At 57.4% G+C, this 16,793-nt stretch carries 18 protein-coding genes and 1 tRNA gene; 7 read left to right on the top strand and 12 right to left on the bottom strand.

The genetic code is table 11. The features are described 5' to 3' along the window. Positions 1-101: 101 nt before the first annotated feature. From MDG893_RS09720 to MDG893_RS09710, 3 genes are all read left to right on the top strand, one after another. Positions 102-1,001 (top strand): LysR family transcriptional regulator, encoded by a 900-nt coding sequence (locus MDG893_RS09720; RefSeq protein ID WP_007153598.1) that lies wholly within the window; start codon positions 102-104, stop codon positions 999-1,001. A gap of 173 nt (positions 1,002-1,174) precedes the next feature. Further along, the gene (locus MDG893_RS09715) at positions 1,175-2,002 is read left to right on the top strand and encodes a TauD/TfdA dioxygenase family protein (protein ID WP_007153597.1); all 828 of its coding nucleotides are present in this window, start codon (positions 1,175-1,177) and stop codon (positions 2,000-2,002) included. Between the two features lie 45 nt (positions 2,003-2,047). After that, on the top strand, positions 2,048-2,815 hold the full coding sequence (locus tag MDG893_RS09710) for an SDR family NAD(P)-dependent oxidoreductase (protein WP_007153596.1): 768 nt from the start codon (positions 2,048-2,050) through the stop codon (positions 2,813-2,815). Between the two features lie 8 nt (positions 2,816-2,823). Here MDG893_RS09710 and MDG893_RS09705 read toward each other — a convergent pair whose 3' ends face one another. Then, positions 2,824-3,783, bottom strand: coding sequence for a DMT family transporter (locus tag MDG893_RS09705; protein ID WP_244264411.1), 960 nt, complete (start codon positions 3,781-3,783; stop codon positions 2,824-2,826). 176 nt (positions 3,784-3,959) lie between these two features. On the opposite strand from MDG893_RS09705, the gene MDG893_RS09700 reads away from it, so the two are divergent. After that, on the top strand, positions 3,960-4,718 hold the full coding sequence (locus tag MDG893_RS09700) for an SDR family NAD(P)-dependent oxidoreductase (protein WP_007153594.1): 759 nt from the start codon (positions 3,960-3,962) through the stop codon (positions 4,716-4,718). A gap of 14 nt (positions 4,719-4,732) precedes the next feature. Here the strand turns inward: MDG893_RS09700 and MDG893_RS09695 are convergent, their stop codons facing one another. From MDG893_RS09695 to MDG893_RS09685, 3 genes are read right to left on the bottom strand one after another with little or no spacing between them, the layout of a single operon-like run. Continuing rightward, positions 4,733-5,227 carry a hypothetical protein gene (locus MDG893_RS09695; protein ID WP_007153593.1) on the bottom strand — a complete coding sequence of 165 codons (495 nt, stop codon included), beginning with the start codon at positions 5,225-5,227 and terminating at the stop codon, positions 4,733-4,735. Beyond that, positions 5,220-5,756: a permease gene (locus MDG893_RS09690; RefSeq protein WP_007153592.1), complete on the bottom strand. Its 537-nt coding sequence runs from the start codon at positions 5,754-5,756 to the stop codon at positions 5,220-5,222. The genes MDG893_RS09695 and MDG893_RS09690 overlap by 8 nt, the downstream gene beginning before the upstream one ends. A gap of 60 nt (positions 5,757-5,816) precedes the next feature. Then, positions 5,817-6,296 carry a universal stress protein gene (locus MDG893_RS09685; RefSeq protein WP_007153591.1) on the bottom strand — a complete coding sequence of 160 codons (480 nt, stop codon included), beginning with the start codon at positions 6,294-6,296 and terminating at the stop codon, positions 5,817-5,819. 196 nt (positions 6,297-6,492) lie between these two features. Between MDG893_RS09685 and prpF the strand changes: the two genes are divergently transcribed. Then, the gene (gene prpF / locus MDG893_RS09680; RefSeq protein ID WP_007153590.1) at positions 6,493-7,665 is read left to right on the top strand and encodes a 2-methylaconitate cis-trans isomerase PrpF; all 1,173 of its coding nucleotides are present in this window, start codon (positions 6,493-6,495) and stop codon (positions 7,663-7,665) included. Positions 7,666-7,818: 153 nt separating this feature from the next. Here the strand turns inward: prpF and MDG893_RS21315 are convergent, their stop codons facing one another. From MDG893_RS21315 to MDG893_RS09645, 8 genes are all read right to left on the bottom strand, one after another. Further along, positions 7,819-8,202, bottom strand: coding sequence for a thiolase family protein (locus tag MDG893_RS21315; protein WP_007153589.1), 384 nt, complete (start codon positions 8,200-8,202; stop codon positions 7,819-7,821). A 101-nt stretch (positions 8,203-8,303) separates the two neighbouring features. Beyond that, entirely contained in the window at positions 8,304-8,480 is a 177-nt protein-coding gene (locus tag MDG893_RS21310) for a thiolase family protein (RefSeq protein ID WP_007153588.1), read from the bottom strand. A gap of 570 nt (positions 8,481-9,050) precedes the next feature. Next, positions 9,051-9,127, bottom strand: a tRNA-Arg gene (locus MDG893_RS09670). A gap of 106 nt (positions 9,128-9,233) precedes the next feature. Further along, positions 9,234-11,072, bottom strand: a complete 1,839-nt coding sequence (locus tag MDG893_RS09665) for a protein kinase domain-containing protein (protein ID WP_007153587.1) — start codon at positions 11,070-11,072, stop codon at positions 9,234-9,236. A gap of 9 nt (positions 11,073-11,081) precedes the next feature. Further along, entirely contained in the window at positions 11,082-12,680 is a 1,599-nt protein-coding gene (locus MDG893_RS09660; RefSeq protein ID WP_007153586.1) for a dihydrolipoyllysine-residue acetyltransferase, read from the bottom strand. 26 nt (positions 12,681-12,706) lie between these two features. Beyond that, a complete protein-coding gene (locus MDG893_RS09655; RefSeq protein WP_007153585.1) occupies positions 12,707-13,684 on the bottom strand; it encodes an alpha-ketoacid dehydrogenase subunit beta in 978 nt (325 codons plus the stop codon). 1 nt (position 13,685) lies between these two features. Beyond that, the gene (locus MDG893_RS09650; RefSeq protein WP_007153584.1) at positions 13,686-14,870 is read right to left on the bottom strand and encodes a thiamine pyrophosphate-dependent dehydrogenase E1 component subunit alpha; all 1,185 of its coding nucleotides are present in this window, start codon (positions 14,868-14,870) and stop codon (positions 13,686-13,688) included. Positions 14,871-15,041: 171 nt separating this feature from the next. Continuing rightward, the gene (locus MDG893_RS09645) at positions 15,042-15,584 is read right to left on the bottom strand and encodes a YaeQ family protein (RefSeq protein WP_007153583.1); all 543 of its coding nucleotides are present in this window, start codon (positions 15,582-15,584) and stop codon (positions 15,042-15,044) included. Positions 15,585-15,659: 75 nt separating this feature from the next. On the opposite strand from MDG893_RS09645, the gene MDG893_RS09640 reads away from it, so the two are divergent. Together MDG893_RS09640 and MDG893_RS09635 are read left to right on the top strand one after the other, a co-directional pair. Then, the gene (locus tag MDG893_RS09640) at positions 15,660-16,025 is read left to right on the top strand and encodes a CidA/LrgA family protein (protein ID WP_007153582.1); all 366 of its coding nucleotides are present in this window, start codon (positions 15,660-15,662) and stop codon (positions 16,023-16,025) included. Beyond that, complete coding sequence (locus MDG893_RS09635; protein WP_007153581.1) at positions 16,018-16,743, top strand: LrgB family protein; 726 nt, start codon at positions 16,018-16,020, stop codon at positions 16,741-16,743. The genes MDG893_RS09640 and MDG893_RS09635 overlap by 8 nt, the downstream gene beginning before the upstream one ends. Positions 16,744-16,793: the final 50 nt, after the last annotated feature.

Here is a 16,793-nt window from a genome sequence, read left to right as displayed (position 1 = left end):
GTTCTAAATAACCTAAGTCACCTGCTGCTATAATTCGAATATATAATTCTGATATAGCCATAACATAAACACATACTAACGAGCCTTTCTGTGAGAGCGCCATGAACCTGCACCTATTGCGCACGTTTGCCAGTGTTGCCGAGCAACGCAGTTTTTCCCGGGCCGCAGAGGCCATTCACATCAGTCAGCCCGCGGTATCTCGTGCGGTTCGGGAACTTGAAGAGCAACTCGGGATGGCTTTGCTGGAGCGTCGGGGTGGGCAGGTCAGGCTTACCGAGGCGGGCGCTGAACTGTACCAGCACGCGCGCGCAATCTTTGCGCTGGAGCAGTCTGCAATGGCCGATCTTCGGGGGCGGCAGGGGTTGGAGCGCGGAAGCCTGACCATCGGAGCCAGCCGAACCATCGGGACCTACTTTCTCCCCCCCGTGATTGCCGAGTTCTTACGGCAGTTTCCGGCAATCGATGTTCGGATTATCAGCGAAAACACGGAACTGATTCAGCGACGGTTACTGGCCTACGAGCTGGATATCGCCTTTATCGAGGGTTCTGTAGAAGACTCTCGGGTTGAGGAGGTGTTCTGGCATGAGGATGAGTTGGTCATTCTGGCGCACTCGGACCACCCATTGCTCAATCGCAAATCGCTGAAAGCTTCTGATCTGGATGCCGAGCGATGGGTTTTGCGGGAGCAGGGTTCCGGCACGAGATCGGTCACGCTCGCCCTGCTTAAGCAGGCTGGCGTAAAGGTCGACCGAACGATTGAAGTCGGCGGCAATGGCGCGCTGGTGCAAAGCGTTGCGGCCGGGCTGGGGCTTGCGATGGTGTCGTCGGTCGCGGCTCGGGAACACCTGAGTGTCGGTAAGGTAAACGTGCTCAATTTTCCAGACCGCTTTAAACGGCCCCTGCATCGGATTCGGTTGAGAAACAAACCTGAGAGCCCGGCGGCACAAGCGCTGGTTGCCGTTGCTGATCGAGTGGCAAGTACCTTTTTGCCGGGTTATTGAGGGCGTCGCCCGTTCCGACCTGCTTTTTTGACGGCTTGGCCGCCGCATCTTGTTCTGTTATGCGGAACGGTGTACCTTAAAAGTTCTTCAAAGAAAAGCTGCACGGAAACTGGGCGAAAAGTGCGCCGGTTTGTTCACAGGTGCAGTGATGATTCTGACACTGGAGAACAATAATGACCTATCAGACATTGCCTCTTTCACCGGCACTCGGAGCCGAGGTCAGGGGCGTGGATTTGACGCATATTGATGACGCGCACGCGCAGGAGCTCAACGAGCTCTGGTTGAAGCACCACGTGTTGGTCATCCGGGATCACAGCGTCACGGAAGACGAACTGGTTGAGTTTGCGCAGTCGTTCGGTTCGATCGAAAACGCCCGCAAAATGAGCCCGTTGGCCACGCGGCCAGAAATCATGGTGATCTCCAACATTCGCGAGGGCGAAGCCGCACTTGGCGCGTTGCCGGACGGTGAGCTGTTCTGGCATTTTGACCGCATTCACCAGAAAGTACCCAACAAAGCTGGGGTGCTGCATTCCATCGAATTACCCTCCAAAGGCGGCGAAACCCGTTTTTCGAGCATGTGTCAGGCCTACGAGGCGCTGCCCGAGGAAACCAAGCGAAAACTTGAGGGACTCACGGCACTCAATACCTACCAATACGGCCAAACCAACGCTGCCAACAAACAGCTAACGAAAGACTCACCCTCAGCGGTTCATCCGGTGGTCCGGACTATCCCCGAGACCGGCAAAAAAGCGCTCTACGTCTGCCGCCTGATGACGGACCGGATACTGGAACTGCCCGAGGCGGAGAGCGAAGCGCTGCTTGCCGAACTCTTCGATCACTGTGAGCGCCCCGAGTTTATCTATGAACACAGCTGGCGCCTGGGCGACACGCTGATCTGGGACAACCGCTGTGTGCTTCATGCCCGAAACGATTTCAATGAAAACGAGCGCAGGCTGCTCAAGCGAGTCACGGTAGGGGATACCGTCGCGCCCATAGCCTGAGCCTTATCAGTGTTTGTCTACCAGGAATGAACGAAGGAGCAGATCATGAGTTCAAGATTGAAGGGCCGAGTGGCCATTGTGACGGGCGGAGGTCACGGCATTGGCAGGGCCTATGCGAGACGTCTGGCCGAAGAAGGCGCAAGTGTTGTGATTGCAGAGATCGATGTCAAAGCGGCGACATCCGCTGCAGAGGAACTCGAAAAGGAAGGGTTTGAGGCGCTGGCGGTGCACACCGATGTGACAAAACCGGACAGCGTTAAAGAGATGGCGAGGCTTGCGGCTGAAAAATTCGGTCGCATCGACATTCTGGTTAACAATGCCGCGATCTTTATTTCGGTTCCCATGTCTCGGGCGCCGTTTGATGAGATTGATCCTGAAGAGTGGGATCGCATGATGGCGGTGAATGTCAAAGGTGCCTGGTTGTCTTCCTGCGCTGTGGCACCCTATATGCGCGATCAGCAGTACGGCAAAATCATTAATATCAGCTCGGGTACGGCCCTCAAGGGGGCTGACAACCGCATTCATTATGTCGCCTCAAAAGCCGCCATTCTCGGGTTTACCAAGACGCTCGCCAATGAACTGGGAAAAGAAGGCGTCTGCGTTAACTGCATTGCGCCGGGCAGCACCATGAGTGAAGAAAATCCGGACGATGCAATCCGGCAGAGGCGCGCTTCTGCGGCCTCGACGAGGGCAATCCCGCGCCTGCAAATGCCAGGGGATATGCTCGGTGCTGTGGTGTTCTTTTCGTCATCGGACAGCGATTTTATTACCGGCCAGACGCTGGTGGTGGATGGTGGATCCTGTATGCATTAGCCAGTTCCCTAGCCCGTCGATTGCCAATCGACCGCAAGAATGACGGTGCCCGCGAAAGACAGCAGAACCGCCATAATAACGGTGGGTGTCAGCACCTCGTGATCGCGATTGATGAAATAACCGGCGCAGACCCGAGCCACCAGGGAAAACTGGTGAATGGGGGCCACGACAGTGACCGGCGCAAGGCTGAAGGCCATGAAATACAGCGCCTGCCCGCAGTAAACCAGCACACCGGCCATGGCGTACCAGGGCACGGATTTGCGGTCGGTCTGGCGGATGTGCCGGATTTGTCCGGGTGCCAGGCATGAGAAGAGTATAAATGTCATGGTGGCGGCGGAGTAGGCGATCAGGCCTCCCAGAATGCCAAGGTTGGTTCCTTCAAGGCCGGATCGAATCAGGATGGGGCTCGAACCATAGGAAATCGCAGCAATAATCGCACAGCCGTATCCAATCAGAATTTTGGGCCTGAACAGGGCGGCGCTTGCTCGCCGATCTTCATCCGAATCGGCTTGATCCATTTGCGCATGTCGGGCGTTTCGCCGTTTTATGCTGACTGCGATGATCAGTGGGGAAATGAACACCAGGCACATGCCAAGCAGTTTGGGCACGGTGAGGGTCTCATCAAGCAGCACCACCGCAAGCACCACGGCAATCCACATCTGAAGCTGCTGAACGGGGCCGGCACCTACAGAACCCAAAGCAGCGACCGCCCGGTAGTTCCAGTAGCGGGCCCAGGCGTATTGAAGAATGCCGGAGCCCGCCAGAAACAGAGCGCCCTGTCGGGAGAGTTCATCCATCTGGTAGAGCTGGCCTGTGAGCCAGGCGGCCAGAAGTGCCAGCGGTACGCCCATCGGCACCGTGATGGCCATGGCTTGAGACGCGCTACCGGTCAGTACGCCACGTCGGAGACAGGCGCTGTTCACGCCCTGCAGACAGGCACTTAGAAACGCAAATAAAGCTCCAATCACGGAAATCTCACTTATTCAGGTGCCCAACCTAACTCTGGATAGGGCGTTCAGGCGGGATGTGTGAATCGCTATTATGCCTAGATTGTTCTCTTATGTGGAACGGTGTATCGTAAATCATTGGATTTTTAGTTTGGCAATCCCATCGCTTTCCCAATATTTGAACCGGAGGTTAGGGCATGAAGCTGTCAGGTAAGGTGGCCATAGTCACAGGCGCGGGTCGCAACATCGGTGAAGAGGTATCGCGTGTGCTGTCCGCCGAAGGCGCCACCATTGCGGTGGTGGATCTTGATCGATCAAGGGCGGAGAAAGTAGCCGCCGATATCGTTGCTTCCGGCGGTCAGGCGAAACCGTTTATCTGTGACGTGGCGAGCGAAGACCAGATCCGAGCAACCGTCGCAGCGGTCGTCGACCAGTTGGGCGGTCTGGATATCCTGGTGAACAACGTTGCCATGTCCGACAACAAGCATATTTTTGATATTACCGCCGAAGAGTGGAACCGCACCCTTGCGATCACGCTGACGGCGCCTTTCCTGTTTGGTAAATACGCGGCCCAGGCGATGGTTCAACATGCGGCAGACGGTAGGATCATCAACGTCAGCTCGACATCGGGTTACTACGGCCGGGACCGGGCCATTGCGTATACGGCTGCAAAAGGGGGGGTGATCAACCTGACCCGCTCGATGGCGATTCAGCTCGCGCCACACAATATCCGGGTAAACAGCGTTGTGCCTAACAAGATCGGTTCGCCGGTTGGCAAAGATGACTTTGACCCGACTCGCCCGGTTTCCAACTTGCGTGGTCGTCCCGGTGTGCCTGCGGACCTTGCAAAGGCGATCCTGTTTCTGGCCTCTGACGACTCCGATTTTATTGCCGGAACTGATCTGTTTGTCGACGGAGGCGTCTCAGCGATGATGCCGGGCAGCAAGCAATCGTAATGGTCTCGGAAGGTCTATAACCATTTTCCAACGCTTTGCGCCGCAACGCCGGCGATCACGGGTAACGGAAGGCAGACCAGCAGTCGATGTCTGACAAACTCGGTGCCAAGCATGGGTAGCTCGTACGCAACTATGCGGTGGAATGCGAGCAGTAACCATCCGGTAAGCAGGGCGATCAACTGGGGAGTACCCATTCCGGCTTTGAACATCGCCAGAAGGAGCGGGAAGGCGATCATGGGGCCCCCCGGAAGAAAACCACCGAGAACAGAAGCCAGAAGGATACCTGCCAGGCCCGACGCCTCCCCCAACAATGCAATGATGTGCTCTCGTGGGATCAGCTCAGCGAGAAAGCTGCCAGCGAGAATGGCCGCCGGTATGCGGAACAGCAAAGGTAAGGTGTTGTCGACGGCCTGGGACATCACTTCTTTGTGTGATACCTCTGGTTTGCGCTGGGCAACCAGCGCCAAACCAACCAGGACGATGATCAGGGTTATATAGGCACTAAGCATTGCGTTGTCTTGTTAAGAGTTTAGCGAGCATCCAGGCAATGATCGGCAATGGCAGGGAGATCAGCAGGCGTAGCAGCACGAAATCAAAACCCAGAAAAGGCAGTTCCCAGATAAGCACACGGTTCAGCCCCAACACGGTCCAGGAGGTCAGGTACGCTACGCAGATTTCGAACGAAGCGCCGGCGCGATAAAAACCGACAACCAGCGGAAACGCAGCAAAGGGGCCGCCCGGTGTCACCATGCCGCCCAGCATGGCAACGGCCAGCCCGCGGAGGCCGCTTTCCGAGCCAAGCCAGCGCTCAACATGCTTCGTGGGCAGCAGTTTCCGCACGTAACAGCTTATGACCATCGCAATCAGAATGATTGGTGCAATCATCAGCACCAACATGCCGCTGCTGTAGGCTGCGACACGAAACGCTTCTTCCCCTCTGAGCCACCACAGAGCAAGGCCAGAACACAATGCCAGTGCGGTAAAGAAGAGAGTGCTGCGATCGAGCAATTCCCGCTTGATATAAGCGATAACGGACATCAGATAGTCAGACTTACCTTCAAGAGATCAAGTGGCGTTTGGATGCGCCGGGCCTGTCGTTCAGTGATAGGGAATCACCAGAACCGGGAACTTGCCGTTGTGCATCACTTTGTTCGTCGTAGAGCCCAGGACCTGGCCAAAGGTGCCATGACTCCGGCTGCTCATTACGATCAGGTCAACGTGCTCCTTCTCCGCCACAGAAAGAAGTGTCTGCGACGGATAGCCCTCCAAAACCCGGATATCGACTTCAACCGGAGAGCCTGATTCAGAAAACTCCTCTGCCACGAACTTTTCCACGTTGCTTTTCATCCGTGACTCAGCCTTTTCCAGTGTCTGCTTGAGAATCTCCTGGATATCGATGCGACTGTTGATCTCAAAGTCTTTGATGGTATCCCTGAGCTCTTTTACGTTGTTCACGACGTGGGCGTAGATCAGTGTCGCATTGTATTGCTGGGCAATTGAGAAGGCGAGCCGCATTGAGGGCCAGGTTGCCCCCTGCAGGTCCGAAGCGTAGAGAATGGTTTTGATATCTGGAATCATGCCATGATCCTCGCAGGTAGAGATAAAAACACCCCGTTGAAAGATGTTGGTTGCTGCTACTTCATCCCTTATAGTGAAACGGTATTCCTTTATAAGGAATGAGTCAACCGAGGGTTGAGGTTTGTTGACAACTACGGCTTTGGTTGTATTTTGAAGTCTTCAAACCGTTTTCGAGCACTGAATAGCGAGATTTCCTATGTCCAACGTACCCCAGATTCGGATTCCTGCTACTTATATGCGTGGCGGCACCAGCAAAGGCGTGTTTTTTCGTCTTGAAGACCTTCCTGAGGGCGCCCAGACTCCAGGCCCCATTCGTGATTCCTTGTTGATGAGGGTGATAGGAAGCCCCGACCCTTACCAGAAGCAAATTGATGGTCTGGGAAATGGCACCTCCAGCACCAGTAAAACCGTCATTGTCTCCAGGAGCGAGCGGCCAGACCACGATGTCGATTATTTATTTGGACAAGTCGGTATTGATCGCGCCTTTGTGGACTGGAGCGGTAACTGCGGCAACCTGACTACCGCGGTAGGTGCGTTTGCCATCAGCGCCGGGCTTGTCGCTGCTGACACTCTCGAGCAGAACAGCGTAGCAGCCGTCCGCATCTGGCAGGCTAATATCGGTAAAACGATCATCGCCCGAGTACCGATGACCGATGGCCAGGTTCAGGAAACCGGGGATTTCGAACTGGACGGTGTCGCGTTTCCTGCGGCGAAGATTGCACTGGAGTTTCTGGATCCCGCCGGTGATGAGGGTGCCATTTTTCCGACGGGAAACCCAGTCGACGAGCTGGACGTTCCAGGGCTCGGCAAGTTTCGGGTGACCATGATCACTGCTGGTATTCCGACTATTTTTGTCGAGGCTGACGCGGTCGGCTATACCGGCACAGAGCTTCAGGACGCTATTAACAATGATCCACAAGCTCTGGCGATGTTTGAATCTATCCGTGGTCACGGTGCGCTGCAGATGGGGCTGGTGGAAACGCTTGCGGAGGCGGAGAACCGACAGCATACCCCTAAGATTGCATTTGTCGCCGGGCCCTCGGACTATGTTGCAGCCAGCGGAAAACGGATTACCATCGACGATGTGGACCTCTTGGTGCGGGGCCTTTCAATGGGCAAGCTCCACCATGCAATGCCTGGCACTGTTGCGGTTGCCATCGGCGCTGCTCACGCTATTCCGGGAACTATAGTAAATACTGCTGCTGGGGGTGGAAACCAAACGTCGGTGCGTTTTGGCCACCCTTCCGGCACTCTGAGAGTGGGTGCCGAAGCCAGAGAGTCAAACGGGGAGTGGGTAGTGGAAAAGGCGATTATGAGCAGAAGCGCGCGCGTGCTGATGGAAGGTTGGGTCAGAGTACCCGGAAAGTAACTTCAGACCCGTTCGATGATTGTTGCAATGCCCTGGCCGGTGCCATCGTTCACACCGGAAGCGCTGCCCGCGGTCACACTGCCGCCGTATCTGTACGGAGTTGGCAGGGAGGCGGGCTTCTTCAAGGGAATCCCGCGAGGGTGCTAGTCGGTGTCAAATATTAGCGAGTCCTGCTTTCGGCGCGGAATGTAGATGGGCATGCTTTCCCCGATAAAGATGCCTTTTATCTGAACTCGGGCGGTCTTTTCCTGTGAGCGGGAGGCAAATAAATCCTGATCGCTCCCGCGATACTTGGTACTGCTCGGCCACTTTCTCCGCCGTTTCCGGCATGGAATCGATATCGTACTGTTTCTTCATCAGCGGGTTTACAAAGCGCCAGCCAATAGTGTTGCCTTCAACCGGCTGTCCCCGTGAGTAAGTCGAGTCGGCCTTACCCATCACGTAGGGCTCGTGGGACATGGACTGCACGCCGCCTGCCAAAACTAGATTCATCTCGCCGGCGCGAATGGCGCGGGAGGCCGTGCCGAACGGATCCATGCCAGCCCCGCACAATTGGTTGAGATAGTGCCGCGCACGGAGGTGGGCAGACCGGCCAACAGGGAAGGCATTCGTGCGATGTTCCGGTTGTCTTCACCGGCCTAGTTGGCGCAGCCCATCATCACTTCATCAATGGCAGCCGGGTCGAGTTCCGGCACCTGCTTCAGTACCGCATTGAAAATGTGAGCGGCGAAATCGTCCGGGCGAATGCTGGCGAGGGTGCCGCCGAAACGGCCAATGGCCGAGCGACGGGGATGGCAGAGATAGACGTCAGTCATGGGTTCTCTCACTGTTGGCCCAATTGAATTAAAGAGTGGTGCGCATGGTTACGTGCCATCGAATTACGCAGGACGTCCAGTTCTCTGACATCGGGTTCCGGCGTGGTCTCCAAAGAATCGGCAGAACCGAATACCAAGCCGGTGGCGTCGATCACTTATTCCAGGGTCACGTTGGGAGGGGGCAGCGAGGTGACGGGTTCTACCCCTCGGTCTCAAACGGAAGTTCTTGGTTATCCTCACGTGCATTCGGAGCGCTCAAGGGCTAAGCGCTTTTGGCGTTTTTTGTGTCCAAATGAGGAGTTTGCGGTTTCAGTGCAAGGGTCAGATTTTTCTGCTGAAAGAAATGCCTCTAATTCCGTGGACACACCATGGACACAGGACAATTCTCATAAAGGCATGGACACACCGGGGCCACAATTTGGACACAGGCTCAATTTCGTGTGCCAAACAGCGTAATTTCAGAATCTGGGCAAAGGTCATTGCCTAGTTTGGAGCTTGAGTGCTTCTTGTTTGCGGAGTTGAAAGTGACCAGGGAGGTCGAGAGTGTAACATGTTGATTTACCATGTTAATGGCCCGCCCGTCAGGATTCGAACCTGAGACCTTTGCCTCCGGAGGGCAACGCTCTATCCAGCTGAGCTACGGGCGGAAGAAATCGATGCAAGGTGCGTCAATTTCGAGTGCGCAATCTTACGTGTGATGGGGTGCTCTGTCCAGTCCTGTTGGTATTGATATATGCAGCGGCAAGCTTTCGATTAACCGGTCTTCGCCCTTGGATTTTTGGGGTAGTAACGCTCCGGCAGCCGTTCGATATGAGGGAAGAAACGGGTGTCCTTGTAGGGCATTTTCATAAAGCCCGAGACACCCAGGCCAGTGATCTGATTAACAGCGGACAGTATCTCGCCCAGCAGGTGGCTGAATTCACTCTCCCGGTCCGGGTCCAGCAGGCGGTAATGGCTGTGGATCTTGAGGTGGCGGGGCAGGGCTTCGAAGATGATCATGCCGGTGTGGTGGATGTCGTTGAGGGATTCCAGCGCGGTGATGATGGTTTGCGGCAGCACCAGGAATTCCTCGGGATCGGGGCCGTCTTCAAAGTAGGAGTGCACCCGGGATTCGTCTTCCACTTCCGGCGCGGCGCTGACTTCGTATTTCAATTGCATGCCGGGTTCGGGCTCGAAAGGCTGGTCGGGTTCGGCACGGTCGATGTGCAGGGTGTTACGGGCGTTGAACAGGCAGCTCTTGAAAATCCCCTGTCGGTAGATGGCCTGGGCCAGGTAGACCATGTTGTTGACGGCGCGGATGAAGGCGGTTTTCAGGCTGGGGTCGTGGAGGTTCAGGGAGGTGTCGATATACACGCCATCAGTTTCCCAGCGCACGGCAAGCCCACCTTCGACAGGGTATCGCCCCAGCCGGCTGACGGCGGCCAGGAAGGCTTTCTCGGTTTCGCCCATGCCTTGCATGAAATTTTTATAGTAGCGGTCCAGCTGCACATCGTTCACATCATTGAGGGTTTCCGGCGCGCCTTCCTGGCGCAGGAAAGACTTCCGGGAGCTGTAGACGACGGTGTCGATTTCGTGGTCTGAGGGCCGGGTCCACACCGGGACCATGGGGGCCAGCGGTGGTTCCTTGAGATCGATCATCACCGTGCGTGCCATTCGCGGCATTTCGTTCAGGTAGTGGTCACCAGCTTTTCTGCGCATTTGTGGGTCCGGGGATAGCATGCCGTCGAGCATGCGGGCGAACTCCATGGGCAGCCCGAGGGACGCAGCGGGAATGGCCTGATGACCGAACCGGCACGATTGACCGGATGCCAGCGCATACAGTGTGCCCGCAGCGCCCTGTTCATCAAAGCGGGGGGAAGACAGCCCACCGTTCAGCTGTTCTTCACCGATGAAGTAGACATCTCCCAACCGGGCGTTGGTCTGTTGCAGGTTGTCAGACATCAGTTCCATCACGTTGGTGGTGAGGAACTGCTGGTTGGCATCAAGCTGGGCGAACACCGACGAGCCCCAGTCGATCAGGGCGATGTTCTCGGTGCTGGCATCGAACACCAGATTCGACGGTTTGATGTCCCCGTGCACGATGGGGCGCCCCGAGGGGCCGTTCTCGCGTCTCAGGTTGCGCAGGATATCCGCAATCTGGTCGGCAATCCGCATGACCAGTCGGGGCTTCAGCCGGCCCTCACGCAGGGACACCTCTTCCAGGTTAAGGCCCGCTGCACGCTCCATTACCAGGATGGGTTGGTTGTGGGCCCGTTGATAGGCAACCAGGCGAGGCACCCTGGGATGCCGGACCTGCTCGAGGATGTAGGCTTCATCCTCCAGGCGGTCCTGCAGGTGTTGGGGAAGGTTGATGCGGGTGAATTTGAAGACATGTTCGGGGCTGGTGCTGTCCTGGTGTGGCAGGCGGCCCGCAAATACAAAGCCGTAGGCGCCTTTACCGATCAGTTCGATGTCCTGGTAACCCAGTTGGCGGAGCTGGGCGGCGCAGAGCGCCACCCAGTCCTTGAGCTTCTTGGCATCGTCATGGCTGAGCAGATAGATCGACTGCTCTTCAGGGATGTAGAACTGCTGCAGTTGCGTCTTCTGCGCCATGATGCTCCGTCAGCCCAGATGCAGCAGCATCGACTGCGGCGATTCCAGGTAGCCTTTCCAGCGATTGCAGAAGCGTGCAATGGTGCCGCCATCGATGATGCGGTGGTCGCCTGCCCAGCTCACGGTCATGATGGCCCGCTCGACCACCTGGCCATTGCCGTCAAAGCGCGGCAGTTTCTGGGTGCGGCCAAGGGCCACAATCGCCACTTCCGGCGGGTTGATGATGGGTGCGGCGTAGGTGCCACCCAAAGCGCCAATGTTGGAAATGGTGATGGTGCCGCCCTTGAGATCTTCCTGGCTGACACGACCCGAGCGAGCTGCCTCGGTCAGGCGTGCGACTTCGTCGGCAATGCCCAGCAGGGTCAGGTCTTCCACGCCCTTGATGTTGGGAACCATCAGCCCGGCCTTGCCGTCCACGGCCATGCCGATATTGCACTGTGGCTGGTAGTGGATCTCGGTGACATCATCGTTGAGGCGGCTGTTGAGCACCGGGTATTCCTGCACTGCCAGGGCCATGGCCTTCATAAAGAAGGGCATCAGCGTGAGCCTTGACCCGCTGGCTTCGGCCTCTGGTTTCAACTGTTCCCGCAGGCGGAGCAGGTCGGTGACATCAATGTCCTCACTGTAGATGAAGTGCGGAATAGTGGTTGCCGACGTCACCATGCTGCGTGCCATGGCGGCTTTCATGCCGCGGATTGGCTCAACGCGCACTTCCTGTTCCCGGGATGGCCGCCGACGCTCACCGCCTGAGCTTGCCGGTTGCGACTCGCCGGTGCTGTCCTGTGCCGGTGAGGTTGTGGCGGGTTTGTCGAGATGAGCCAGTACGTCGGCTTTCAGTACCCGGCCATCCTTGCCGGAACCGGTGATGTCCGCCAGGTCCAGATCGTGCTCGCGAACAATCCGGCGTACAGCCGGGCTGGCCGGCGTCCGCGATTGGTTACGGGGCGAGGCGGGTTGCGTGGTGGTCGGCGCTGGTTCAGGTGCGGGTTGCGATGGTTTCCTGGCCTGAGCCGGCTCGTCACGCTCACGGGGAACGAACTCAAACAGCGGTGAATGCACCCGCGCCATTTCCTGCTGCTTATGGTAGAGCTTTGTGACACGGCCGGCCTTGGGGGCGGTGATCTCCACCATGGCCTTGTCGGTCATGACGTCCACTACCGGCTGGTCTTCTTCGATCTCGTCGCCCTCGGCCACACGCCATTCCACCACTTCGCATTCGACGATGCCTTCGCCGATGTCCGGAAGGATAAAGTCCTCCGTTGGGTCATCGCCACCGGCTTCGCCGGAGGTGGCTTGTGCCTGGGTTGCCGGCGTTTCATTGGCGGTTTCCGGGGCTTTGGGCTCAGGCGTTGAATCTTCCTGGCTGTCGCCGCCTTCCTCCACCAGCTCAAACAGTGGGGCGTGCACTTTCGCGATGTCCCCTTCCTTGTGATAGAGGCGCGTTACCTTGCCTTTATAGGGCGCAGGGATTTCCACCAACGCCTTGTCGGTCATGACCTCGGCCACTGGCTGGTCTTCTTCGATGATGTCACCCTCGCTGACCAGCCATTTAACCAGTTCGCACTCCACGATACCTTCGCCGATATCGGGCAGTATAAAATCACTCATGATTGCTCTCCTGTCCTGATATCAACCTAGAAATCCACGCTCGACCTGATGGCCTCGTAGACCTTCAGGTGATTGGGCAGGTGCTCTTTTTCCAGCACCAGCGGGAAGGGGGTGTCCATCCCGGTCACGCGAGCGATCGGGGATTCCAGGTACAGGAAGCAACGCTCCTGTATAGTCGCCGCGATTTCACCGGCAAAACCACCGGTCAAAGGCGCTTCGTGGGTGACCACCAGGCGCCCGGTCTTGAGCACCGATTTGGCCACGGTTTCCACATCCCAGGGCAGGATGGTTCTCAGGTCAATCACCTCACAGGAAATGCCCTCTTTCTCCGCCCTTTCGACGGCGTGCTCAATCACTTCCATCTGCGCACCCCAGCCCAGCACGGTGATGTCGGTGCCTTCCTTGATCACTTCGGCTTCGCCCAGCGGCAGCCGGTAATCTTCATCAGGCACTTCCCCGACCGACGCGCGGTAGAGGCGCTTGGGCTCGAAGAACAGGGTCGGGTTGGGATCGTGGATGGCGCCCAGTAGCAGGCCTTTGGCCTGATGCGGGTTGCGGGGCACCACGATTTTCAGGCCCGGTGTGTGGGCAAAGTAGGCTTCCGGTGACTGTGAGTGATAAAGACCGCCGGCGATGCCGCCGCCGTAGGGCGCACGAATCGTTAGCCCGCCCACGTCGAACAGGCTGCCCGAGCGATAGCGGAACTTGGCCGACTCGTTCACGATCTGGTCGAAGGCCGGGAAAATGTAATCGGCAAACTGAATCTCGGCTACGGGCACGGAACCCTGTGCGGCCAGGCCGTTGGCAAAACCGACGATACCCTGCTCGACCAGCGGCGTGTTGAAACAGCGGGCCTTGCCGTATTTCTGTTGCAGGTTGCTGGTGGCGCGGAATACACCACCAAAAATGCCCACGTCTTCACCGAAACACAGCACCCGCTCGTTAGCGGCCATAGCAGTGTCGAGTGCGTTGTTGATGGCCTGGAGCATATTCATCTGGGTCATCTCACGCACCTCCCTTGGCTTGTTCTGCGGTTTTCGGATATTCGTCCGGATGCCGGCGGATGTGCGCCTTGAGTTTGTCGAACTGCTCGGCCAGCCCCGGCGGTACTTCGTCGTAGACGTCGCTCACCAGGGTATCGAGTGCGGGTGGCGGCCGTTTTTGTGCACGTTTCATGGTTTCGAGCACTTCCCGGCGCATGTTTTCCTGCAGCTGTTTCTCATCGTCCTCGCTCCACCATTTCTTACGTTCGAGCCAGAGGCGCATACGCAGGATCGGGTCTTTCTCGCGCCATACCGCTTCCTCGTCTTTGCTGCGGTAGCCGGAGGGGTCGTCAGAGGAGGAATGCGCTGCCAAGCGGTAAGTCATGGTTTCAATCAATACTGGCCGGTTGTGTTCCACCGCCAGCTTGCGGGCCTCTTTGGTGGCCTCATGCACGGCCAGGATGTCGTTACCATCGACACGGATCACGTCCATCTTATAGCCATAGGCCCTGGGTGCCACGCCGTCTGCGGCAAACTGCTCGGCGGCGGGGGTGGAAATGGCGTAGCCGTTGTTCCGACACAGGAAAATAACCGGAACGCGATGGACGGCGGCCATGTTCAAAGCAGCATGGAAATCCCCTTCGGAGGCGGCGCCTTCACCAAAATAGGTGATGGTACAGTGGCCTTCGCCCGCCAGCTTCTGACCGTAGGCGTAGCCCGTGGCCTGAGGGATCTGCGTGGCCAGGGGCGAGGAAATGGTCATGTAGTTCAGCTTGCGAGAACCGTAATGAACCGGCATCTGGCGGCCTTTGCCGTAGTCCAGTTCGTTGCCGAACAGCTGGTTCATAAATTCATCGATGGAAAAGCCGCGATAGGTCAGTGCGCCCTGTTCACGGTACTGAGCCATGATCATGTCGGCGTCATCCAGTGCGGCGGTACTGCCGATCACCGCGGCTTCCTCTCCGGTGCACTGCATGTAAAAGCTCAGGCGCCCCTGCCGTTGGGCCGCGAGCATACGTTCGTCGAGAATCCGGGTGGTGACCATCGCCCGGTAGATGCGCAGGGCTTTGTCTTTGTCGAGTTCAGGAGCCTTGGCGCCTTTGTAGAGCGAGCCATCCTGCTTGAGTAACTTGAAGGTGGGAATTCGGAATTCCGCACCGTCGGTAAAAACCGGGTTATAAACAACTTTGGATTTTGTTGTTGTCATAATCCTCTTCCTGGGGTAGTGGCCTGAGGAACAAAACACCCCTTGTGAGGGTGTCGATGTTTGCTTTGAGTATAGCCAAACTGACGGAACCTGATGCGACCCGGATCAATATCGGCTTAAGTTTACCTTAACGTAAACTGGATCGTTCTGGTAGACCCCGGCAGGGGATTTTTACTCAGGGTAGAGCGGTTCAGGGGTCACACTGACGAGCGTGTCGTCATTGCCAATATTGACGGTGCCGTCCTGAACGGTGCATTGCAGGTTCATGCCGCGTTCAGCCAGGGTTGCCAGAGACTCGGTGTCGTCCGTCGGCAGGTCGATGATGGTGAGGTTGTCGAAGCGAGTCAGCTTGCCCTGGTGTTTTTCCCACCACAGCGGCACGGCGCGGCCACCGTAGGTGTACAGAATCACTTTATCGGCCCGGTTGCAGGCCTTGCGCAGGCGGCTCTCGTCCGGCAGGCCGAGCTCGATCCACAGCTCGATCTCGTCGCTCAGGCTTTTTTGCCACAGATCCGGCTCGTCGTCCGTGCTGATCCCTTTGGTGAATTCCAGGCTCTCGCTGGCGTTCAGGATGAAAGCCAGCAGGCGTATCATCATGCGCTCGTCGGTTTCAGACGGGTGGCGGGCGATGGTGAGGTGGTGGTCACCGTAATAGTGCCGGTCCATATCCGCGATGTTCAGTGTTGCTTTGAAGATGGTTGCCTTGAGCGCCATGAAGTATCCGAACTGGTGTCAAACTTTGGGTATGGGCTAGTGTAGAGCAATTCGTTACTTGATGAGCATGACAATATGTCGATGTTGCGGGGTTTCCTGACTCTGGTTTTGTGTTTCATGCTTGGCGAAGCCTTGCGACTGGTTTTCCTGATTCCGGTCAGTGGCGGTGTGCTGGGCATGATTCTGATGACGTTCACGCTGATGCTGAAGGGTAGCGTCAGTGATGACCTGGCTGCGGCGAGCCAGGGGCTGATTTCCGTGCTGGTGTTGCTGATCATGCCGGGCGTGGTGGGTGTGTTCTTCTCTGCTGATCAGTTCAGCGGGCAGTGGCTGGCAGTGGCGGGGGCGCTCCTGGTTGGCACCTTTTTGAGCGTGCTGACCACACTGCTGCTGATGGCGTCTCTGGTCCGGGCCGGACAGCGGAGGAAGTCGGATGATTGAACTTCTGGAGCGTTTTTACGCACTCCCCAGCTCCCTGTCTGCGAGCCCGATACTGGCGATAGGGTTAACCCTGAGTGCGTTTTTTGCCGGCAACTGGCTTTTCCGGCGGATGGGTAGCCCGCTTTGGTTGCCTCCGGTGGTGCTTTCGGCCTTCCTTCTGTCGGCCACCATCGCGCTACTGTCACTGGATTACACCCGGTATCAGCAGGGTGCCCAGTGGCTGATGCTGCTGCTCGGGCCTGCCACCGTCGCGCTGGGTATACCGCTGTACCAGCAGATGCACCACGTGCGGGCGTTGTGGCGTCCGATTCTGTGCACCCTGCCTGTAGCGGCCACCCTGGCGGCCGTGTATGCGGTCGTGATCGCCTGGGCTCTGGGGGCGACACCTCTGGTGCTGGCGTCCCTGGCGCCGAAGTCGGTGACTGCGCCCATTGCCATCGGTATTACCGAACAGCTGGGCGGTTCGGTGCCCCTGATGATGGGCGGACTGCTGGTGACCGGTGTTGTCGCAACGCTCTTTGTCGACCTGCTTTCCAGAGTGTTGTCGATCACCGATGACCGCATTCTGGGTTTTGCGCTCGGGCTGAACGGCCATGCGGTGGGAACGGCACGAGCGTTCGAGATCAGTCGCACAGCTGGTGCGTTTGCCTCGCTGGGAATGGGGCTCACGGGGGTGTTCACCGCGCTGATTCTTCCGCTGGCGTTCCGTCTTTGGTGAGCGCCCCAAACAGGGTCATTCACTTCACGAATAACGCCAAGTCGCAATTT

Source organism: Marinobacter algicola DG893 (genome assembly GCF_000170835.1).
Taxonomy (GTDB): domain Bacteria; phylum Pseudomonadota; class Gammaproteobacteria; order Pseudomonadales; family Oleiphilaceae; genus Marinobacter; species Marinobacter algicola.
Note: the sequence above shows the minus strand (reverse complement) of the source record. Positions and strands in the feature narration are given on the sequence as shown.

Excerpts from the sequence above, each read along its gene's own strand:
- MDG893_RS09685 (WP_007153591.1), bottom strand. The coding sequence starts at position 6,296 with ATGATTCCAGATATCAAAACCATTCTCTACGCTTCGGACCTGCAGGGG.
- MDG893_RS09655 (WP_007153585.1), bottom strand. The coding sequence starts at position 13,684 with ATGACCCAGATGAATATGCTCCAGGCCATCAACAACGCACTCGACACT.
- MDG893_RS09640 (WP_007153582.1), top strand. The coding sequence starts at position 15,660 with ATGTCGATGTTGCGGGGTTTCCTGACTCTGGTTTTGTGTTTCATGCTT.
- MDG893_RS09665 (WP_007153587.1), bottom strand. The coding sequence starts at position 11,072 with ATGGCGCAGAAGACGCAACTGCAGCAGTTCTACATCCCTGAAGAGCAG.
- prpF (WP_007153590.1), top strand. The coding sequence starts at position 6,493 with ATGTCCAACGTACCCCAGATTCGGATTCCTGCTACTTATATGCGTGGC.
- MDG893_RS09660 (WP_007153586.1), bottom strand. The coding sequence starts at position 12,680 with ATGAGTGATTTTATACTGCCCGATATCGGCGAAGGTATCGTGGAGTGC.
- MDG893_RS09690 (WP_007153592.1), bottom strand. The coding sequence starts at position 5,756 with ATGTCCGTTATCGCTTATATCAAGCGGGAATTGCTCGATCGCAGCACT.
- MDG893_RS09700 (WP_007153594.1), top strand. The coding sequence starts at position 3,960 with ATGAAGCTGTCAGGTAAGGTGGCCATAGTCACAGGCGCGGGTCGCAAC.
- MDG893_RS21310 (WP_007153588.1), bottom strand. The coding sequence starts at position 8,480 with ATGACTGACGTCTATCTCTGCCATCCCCGTCGCTCGGCCATTGGCCGT.
- MDG893_RS09650 (WP_007153584.1), bottom strand. The coding sequence starts at position 14,870 with ATGACAACAACAAAATCCAAAGTTGTTTATAACCCGGTTTTTACCGAC.
- MDG893_RS21315 (WP_007153589.1), bottom strand. The coding sequence starts at position 8,202 with ATGGATCCGTTCGGCACGGCCTCCCGCGCCATTCGCGCCGGCGAGATG.
- MDG893_RS09710 (WP_007153596.1), top strand. The coding sequence starts at position 2,048 with ATGAGTTCAAGATTGAAGGGCCGAGTGGCCATTGTGACGGGCGGAGGT.
- MDG893_RS09720 (WP_007153598.1), top strand. The coding sequence starts at position 102 with ATGAACCTGCACCTATTGCGCACGTTTGCCAGTGTTGCCGAGCAACGC.
- MDG893_RS09635 (WP_007153581.1), top strand. The coding sequence starts at position 16,018 with ATGATTGAACTTCTGGAGCGTTTTTACGCACTCCCCAGCTCCCTGTCT.
- MDG893_RS09695 (WP_007153593.1), bottom strand. The coding sequence starts at position 5,227 with ATGCTTAGTGCCTATATAACCCTGATCATCGTCCTGGTTGGTTTGGCG.
- MDG893_RS09715 (WP_007153597.1), top strand. The coding sequence starts at position 1,175 with ATGACCTATCAGACATTGCCTCTTTCACCGGCACTCGGAGCCGAGGTC.
- MDG893_RS09645 (WP_007153583.1), bottom strand. The coding sequence starts at position 15,584 with ATGGCGCTCAAGGCAACCATCTTCAAAGCAACACTGAACATCGCGGAT.